The organism is Enterovibrio norvegicus DSM 15893 (assembly GCF_900115495.1).
Lineage (GTDB): Bacteria > Pseudomonadota > Gammaproteobacteria > Enterobacterales > Vibrionaceae > Enterovibrio > Enterovibrio norvegicus.
Genome location: NZ_FOWR01000075.1, coordinates 1 through 7,956, shown reverse-complemented (window position 1 = coordinate 7,956; position 7,956 = coordinate 1). Strand labels below are relative to the sequence as shown.

At 43.8% G+C, this 7,956-nt stretch carries 5 protein-coding genes; 1 reads left to right on the top strand and 4 read right to left on the bottom strand.

Annotation, left to right across the window (positions count from 1 at the left end; all coding sequences use genetic code 11):
- Positions 1-647 (top strand): IS3 family transposase (locus tag BM082_RS24070; protein WP_139218819.1); only part of this gene is annotated, 647 nt, incomplete at its 5' end.
- Between the two features lie 3 nt (positions 648-650).
- Here BM082_RS24070 and BM082_RS24065 read toward each other — a convergent pair.
- The 4 genes from BM082_RS24065 to BM082_RS24050 form a co-directional block, all read right to left on the bottom strand.
- Complete coding sequence (locus BM082_RS24065) at positions 651-3,179, bottom strand: polysaccharide lyase family 8 super-sandwich domain-containing protein (protein ID WP_074928920.1); 2,529 nt, start codon at positions 3,177-3,179, stop codon at positions 651-653.
- Positions 3,157-4,185 carry an outer membrane beta-barrel protein gene (locus BM082_RS24060; RefSeq protein ID WP_074928918.1) on the bottom strand — a complete coding sequence of 343 codons (1,029 nt, stop codon included), beginning with the start codon at positions 4,183-4,185 and terminating at the stop codon, positions 3,157-3,159. Before BM082_RS24060 ends, BM082_RS24065 begins: the two co-directional genes overlap by 23 nt.
- Before the next feature lie 112 nt (positions 4,186-4,297).
- A complete protein-coding gene (locus BM082_RS24055; protein WP_241810457.1) occupies positions 4,298-7,069 on the bottom strand; it encodes an Ig-like domain-containing protein in 2,772 nt (923 codons plus the stop codon).
- Positions 7,070-7,365: 296 nt separating this feature from the next.
- A partial coding sequence (locus tag BM082_RS24050; RefSeq protein WP_074928916.1) for an IS3 family transposase occupies positions 7,366-7,956 on the bottom strand: 591 nt, incomplete at its 5' end.

Below are 7,956 nucleotides of genomic sequence, written 5' to 3'. Positions count from 1 at the left end.
ATAAAATTGGCCGATTCAAGGTTCGCCGATTGATGAAAGAGGCACAACTCATCAGTAAGCAACCTGGCTCACATAACTATAAGCAAGCCTCGATTGAACGGCCAGATATTCCCAATAAGCTTGATCGTCAGTTCACTGTCGACGCTCCAGATCAAGTCTGGTGCGGCGATATTACTTATATATGGGCGGGTCAACGTTGGTGTTATCTTGCCGTTGTCATTGACTTGTACCGCAGACGGGTTGTCGGTTGGGCCATGTCTGACAGTTCTGACGCGGCATTGGTGACAAAAGCGTTGTCGATGGCGTATGAGCAACGAGGAAAACCAAGTGGCGTGATGTTCCATTCGGATCAGGGGTCCCAATATGGCAGTCGCCAGTTTCGACAACACCTGTGGAGATATCGGATGACACAAAGCATGAGTCGTCGGGGCAACTGCTGGGACAACGCTCCGATGGAAAGGCTATTCAGAAGTTTGAAATCGGAATGGATGCCAGTAACAGGCTACGCATCGTTTGCTGAGGCATCCAAAGATATCAGCCACTACCTGATGAACTATTACAACTGGAATAGACCACATAGTTATAACGGTGGGCTTCCACCTGCAAAAGCTGAAATTCAGCCTAATTTACTGTCCGGAATGAGTTGACCACTACAAATCAATAGTTAGTTCAAAATAGATTGTCTCGCCATCCTTTGCGCTTGTATCTACGATGAAGTGATCATCTTCTACGTTTACTATGTTTTGATAAATCGGTTCCAATACCAGGTTACTCTCTTTAGGAAAAAGCAAGCTGATTTGGTTTTGTGAGCGCGTTGGCTCTGATACCCAGACTTTGATTTTGTTCAATTTCTTTTCAAAAATCACAGCAGACTGAGCAGAGACTTCCAACACGTCACTTACGTAACCATCTTCTGCAAAAATGTTAGCCGCAACTAACCCTGCAGTAGTTAACGATATGACATGCGCGTCAGCGGATACGGTTAAAACCTCAACACCAACTTTATCACTTACAGCTAACTTACTATTAAAATCGGCCAAGCTAATAGATGGTATCACGATGTACGCATACTTATCATAAACGCCTCCACCAACACCGTGCATAATATCAATATTTACTGTGTTGTATTCTATATACGGGTTAGACATACGCTCTTCATTTACCGTATTCACTTCAATCCAGTTTCCCGCTTGATCTATTTTCTTCTCAAATTTGACCTTATCATTTCCTAAGAAGACATAACCTCTTGAAGAACTAACAATGTCACCTTCCAAAAAGATAGATTTGGGATTGCCACTATAGTCAATCGGTGTCAAACCAGATGGGTGCTGCACGCCATCGATGTAAATCTTGTTACCCGCTGAGCTTTTAATCTTCCTAAACTCTACGGCGGTTTTCGTCAAATTATAGTCAGACGAAGTCAAACCACCGCCAAGTGCGACAATCATATCTTCCAACATGAACCAAGATTTTTTGATTTCGACAGAATCATCGTAACTAAAGAAATGCATACCATAGCTACCAATTCCGCCGCTAACTTGATCTTGCTTTCTTGTTGATATTCCTCCCACCCATCTCATGTTTTGCTTTTTCGATGAGCCAGTTTCTATGTCTGTACAATCTTCGGGAGTAATTGAAATATCTTCAGTGGTTCCAACGGGCAGCAACGGATCCAACATTGGCCAGTAGTTAAAATACTGCTCTTGGTCACTGTCATAGATGTATGTCATACCGTCGCCAGTTCTGTATCCTTTCAGATTCTCCCCATTGATACATTCGTAGTTACCTGAACGGTATGAGTGAGCAGAGACCAAAAACATCCAATCACTCTTTCTGTGTGCAACCCTGTCCATCGAGTTAAACAAGAAGTTACCTACAAGTGGCCCACGTGGAGCGAGTTCTGTATCTCCAAGCACCTGCTCGTTGGCAATCGCCAACGGAACAAAATCGTTCGCGTAGTAGTCAATGAAGTAGCGCTCTCGTTGTTCTTCCGGACTAAGCAATTGCTCCTTAATTAGCCTACCAAGTTTGTTTTTGTACTCAGGTGGTGCTGAAGGATAGAGCCTCAAGAATGACTGAACGATATTTTGTGTTTCCTTTCGAGAAGTCGCCCATCCACGAGATGGAGAACGTCCCCTTACACCCTCAGCCAGTTGCGACTTAAAGATGAAAGGCTCAAAAGTGTCGAAAATCCGGTCGTACATAAAATTGAAGGGAGACAAGTCATAGCTTTTATCTGTGTTTGACAACACATAAGATACCTTACTGACTGTTTCCAACAATACCGCACCATACCCACCAATATAGGGGTAATCTATATGCTGAACCAAGCCGCCATCGCTATAAAAACCATCCCCGCTATCTACTATTTTTAAGGTGCTCGCAATCAAGTTTACCGACTCCTGCACCTGCGTCATATTGCCTTGTAGCACAGAACGCAGCATATTTATTTGGGCAAGATCCGTCCTATTTGCACCAGTTGAAAGCTCAGGAACACGTGTCGCGGTTGTTCCCGCACTATTGAAAATATACTTAGGGTCAGGAGCCATAGCATAAGAAATTTCAATGCCCTTGCTAAATAATGCAGGTGGAAGATCAAGGTAGGTTAACGTTAGAAAATCCATTAGTATTTTGTTGGTGCCAATCTCCCAGTACCACCAGTTTCCAACGTGTTTGCTGTCAACGGTGTAGTAACTCGAAAACAGTTCCCATGTAGCACTGACGATCTTCTCCAATACTTTAGGGTTTCGATACAGGCTATTAAAGTTGCGTTCATTATTCGGAATGTAATAAGCATTAGCGACAAACAGAAGGTACTGAAACGTTGTTCGGACGGCGGTGGGGTTTATTTCTCCACTGCTGTCGAGTAATTCGACACCCTCGAAGATTTCATTTTCCTTAAAAACCATCTGTTCATAGCGTTTTAATCCGTTTGCTGTTTTACCTTCTGCCAGTTTACTGAAACCGTCTGTTTCGAACATGTATGGCTGGCCGATAAGAAACGCGTTCCAATTGTCTATCAATAATTTTGAGTTAACAGCTTTTACACTGCGTTCGACATCGTTCGCACCATTATTGGTTCCCTGCACGGAAAAGCCACTGTCGCACCCATTCAGGTGCGACAGAAACAAAAAAACCAAAGACAAGCGCGTAATTTTAGAAAGCAAACTTTTGGTCACAGGCTATTTCCTTGTTCAAGAGTGCATCTACATAAACGTCTACGCGTCTTTTTGCATATTCACTCTTAAATCTAGTACGATCTTTACCATTTGCAATGTTGTGCCGTACGATTAACCCTTCGTTTTCAAAGAAATTTTCAACAGCGTCTACTCTGCGTTTAGACAGGGATAAGTTGTAGTTTTCAGAGCCTTTATCGTCTGTATAGCCGACCAATGATACGCCATTGAGGTTGTTAGCCTTCATGTATTGGCTAACAGCCCGCAATTCCGCCCTATTGTTCGCGCTTAGCACGCTCTCGTCGAAGGCAAACATAATTGGCGTGACTATCTTGTTACAGAACGCCATTGGCACAACTTCACTGATTACAGGTGTTGGTTGCTCTTCAACGACGAAGTCTTCAACAACCACTCGATCCAGTGCTGGAGCTGGCACCATTTCTTCGCGCCCTCCAAATGAATATTTAACACCAAACAACATGTTGTGCGCATCATATTCGCCAGTGAACAGATCACCAATGGCATTCACATATTGGTAAGAGAGGCTTGCCGATATGTTTTTATCGATATCGTAATCCAGTCCTACTCTTGCCATTGGTGCCACACCATTCGCCATAAATGTGCTGCTACCTTGGTGCTTCGTCATCTTCCAATAACCCGCCCCCAAACCAGCAACAACACTTACGTCGTGGCCAACAGGATAACGATAAGAAAGTTCATAATTATATATTTTTGTTTTAACTGACAGAGCTTTGCTATCTACATCGATTTTTGAATAGTCTTGGTATTGGGCTTTTAGATCTACGTTCTTGTATATCTCCATACCTAAGCCAATTCCATATACACCTGCATTTTCCGACAGACCCGTACCAGAATCCAATGCCTTACTATAACCCCCGACGACTTCAACAAATGGGTCAAATGGAAAATTTGCTTCAGCGGAAACCACTGAGTAAACAGGCAACATATTTAAACAGATCAATAGATAAAGCGAATTTAGTTTTTTCATACAAATTATTCTTAATAAATATGTAAATATATCTGAGCGACCTAGATAGGTAAGTACCACCCAGGTGCTCAATATATGTATTTATGTTAGTAATGCGATCAGTCGTATTCAATCACAAAATACATGCCGCATATCCATAGTTAGTTTCAGCCAATGTCGTCGGAATATTTCGGCTCATATTCACCACAATTCGATTCGAAGAATTGGCTGGGTCAGTATCTGACGTCCAATATTTTATATAGGTTGGATAACCATAATTTGTGTAAACCTTGAAGTTAGAATCTACAATCTTATCTACTTCTAAGAAAATCGTTCCCAGTTCTGCTACAGTCGGCAAGCGCCCACCTACAGCAGTACAATATGCGACAGCTTCGCTATATCTCAGTTTGTCAGTGACCTGTTCGTTGATTTCATAAACGCCAACTGAAGACCCAGAATATACAAAGTCTCTCTTTGTCAAACCGTCAGGTCTTGTAAAGTCGTTTGATGGACAACTCAAAGTCAAACCACCAGCAGTAATCTGGCTGTAGCAACTGACATTCCTCGGTGTCACTGTAGAAATGCTCTCTACATTGGAGCGAATTGTCGCACCGCTACTGTTTACATCAACAATGGATGCAGACACGTCGGCACTTATACTCGCCGTCCCAGCATCAACGCCTGCGTTTGTATTAAGAACACCGTCAGTTCCGTTGTCAGTCTGCGAGCCAATAGCGAACTTTGTGCTGGTCCAACTTACATTATTCGTTACATCTTTTTTCTGCCCGTTGCTATAAGTAGCCTCTGCAATAAATTGGAAACGTGATTTTGCGTTTAACGCGCTAACTACATTTGATTTTTTCACAGCCAGCGAAACGATCGTCGCAGCATCTACGATAAGTACCTTTTCAGCGGTAATCGCGTTTACGCCAGTTCCTAAAGTCGCGGTCAAAGTCACTGTATTACCTCCGACCAGAGGTGACAAACTATAACTCGCCCCTGAACTACTTACGCTGATGACACTACCAATGCTATAACTGAAACGTAAGTTGCTATCACCAAACAAACTGCCCCTTGTGCCATCTGAGTATGTTGCAATAACATCAAGAGGCTGATTCGTACCTACAGTCACCGTCCCAGGTAGCCCACTAATTACAATAGAATCAACAACCGGAGCAGTAACGAGAACAACAAGCGAGTCAGATACACCGTTAATTGTCGCTGTTATGGTAGCGTCACCGACCGCCTTGGGATTTACCAAGCCAACATTGCTTACCGTAGCAGTAGTTGTGTTGTTCGATCGCCAATTGATGGCTGGATTCGCTCCAACATTACTAACAGTGCCATCAGTGTATGTTGCACTAGCAGCAACCGTTGTTGCTCGTCCTTTAGGTAACGTAACGTCATTTCCTAAAGACAGAGACGCAATCTCTGCCGCTGTTACTGTCACGTTTACTGGTGTACTGTTAACACCTGATGCCGTTGCTACAACATTTGCATTACCTGGATTCACGGCCGTTGCTAACCCGCTAGCATTTATCGTTACTGCACTTGTTTCGCTGCTTTGCCAAGTCACATTGTTCAAAACCAGCTCTGCACCGTCACTGTATCGACCCGTTGCTCGAAACTGTTGCGTTAGTCCTTTCGCCAGGCTAACAGCTGTGTTTGGCGTGACTGAGACGCTCGTCAACACCGCATCGATGACATTGATCGAGATTTCGTTACTGTCCACTCCGCCAAATGTGGCTTTGATGGTTACAGACGTTCCAGTAGTAGAGCTAATTGCCGTTAACAAATTGCTGGCTGAAATCGTTATTTTTGTGGCGTCTGAAATCGACCAAACTGGCGTAACAGAACTAGTAGTACCGTCGCTGTAAGTCGCCCGAATAGAAAGATTCAGCGTATTGCCTCTCGGCAAGTTGCGCGTACCTTCCGGTGTTAATGCCAAGCTTGAAACGACAGCCGCTGTCGTTACGACATCTACTTTATTACTGGTTACGCCTTTATATGACGCAGTAATACCCGTCGCAGTACCTGAGCTGTCCGCTATAGCAGTGACAACCCCACCCGTCACAACATTCAAGAATCTATCGTCGTCTCGGGCATAGCTAACAAGCGACGTTACGTCTACAACATTACCGTTTTGAAACGTTGCTTGCGCTGTCAACCTTGTCGATGCACCCTTAGCGATTGTGTTGGCGGCCGTTGTAAGCTGAATGCTATCAACCTGATTTTCCACTACATTTGCCACGCTCTTATTACTTTCCAATGGTGACGATTTCAACAAGACAGAGATTTGCGCCTTACCTTTTTTAACTGCAGTTACCAAACCCGTATCATTGACTGTTGCAACACTCGTATCAGAACTTGCCCAATTAATCATGGCTGTATTCGAAGACACATTTACACTTAACCCATTGTTGTAATTTGCATCAGCGCGCAGTTGATAAGTTGCACCTTCAATCACATCAAAGCTTGGAGGTGTAACTTGCAATGAAACCAGTGCCACATCTACAACTTTTACGGTCGCGGTATTTGTGCTCGTCACATTTCCTAACCTTGCAGAAACTTTCGCCGTTCCGGTGTTCTTTCCGCCAAGAAACATTCCGTTGCCTTGATTTGTCAGTTTTGCTGTTCCTTCAACCGACCACTTCACCTCTCCGGTTACGTTTCGAAAGCTACCGTCGGAATAATATCCTGTCGCGGTTAGATTCACTTGCGTATCAACAGCAAGATCTAAATAAGGAGGTGTAACAGCAATACTCAGTAGCCCCTGACTAGTATTTGATACCGAACCCCTCTCAGTTTGACTATCTGAAAATGCACCTTTACCGTCACTATTACAGGCGGCGAGTAACATAATGAATAAAATAAACGAAAATGTTTTATAAAATTTAGTAAACATTTTTCCCTCAGCGATAATAGAAAGATGCAGAGTTCAGCATCTTTTGATTAAACATACATTTAAGGTAAAAAACCCACGTGTGCTTTAACCAAAACCCGAGTGAATATAAACAGACTTTCTATTTAAGCTGCATCACTTAATTTAAGATGCACACATTCAATCGACATCAACTCAAAGCACTTGACAGCGCTAACTGTACTCACAGAGCGCCTCTTTGAAAAGTCAGATGATTCCTACACCCATACATACCTTAAGTAAGTGTAGTGGTCAACGCTTACCTTAAATAAGTGTAATGGTCAACTCATTCCGGACAGTAAATTAGGCTGAATTTCAGCTTTTGCAGGTGGAAGCCCACCGTTATAACTATGCGGTCTATTCCAGTTGTAATAGTTCATCAGGTAGTGGCCGATATCTTTGGATGCCTCAGCAAACGATGCGTAGCCTGTTACTGGCATCCATTCCGATTTCAAACTTCTGAATAGCCTTTCCATCGGAGCGTTGTCCCAGCAGTTGCCCCGACGACTCATGCTTTGTGTCATCCGATATCTCCACAGGTGTTGTCGAAACTGGCGACTGCCATATTGGGACCCCTGATCCGAATGGAACATCACGCCACTTGGTTTTCCTCGTTGCTCATACGCCATCGACAACGCTTTTGTCACCAATGCCGCGTCAGGACTGTCAGACATGGCCCAACCGACAACCCGTCTGCGGTACAAGTCAATGACAACGGCAAGATAACACCAACGTTGACCCGCCCATATATAAGTAATATCGCCGCACCAGACTTGATCTGGAGCGTCGACAGTGAACTGACGATCAAGCTTATTGGGAATATCTGGCCGTTCAATCGAGGCTTGCTTATAGTTATGTGAGCCAGGTTGCTT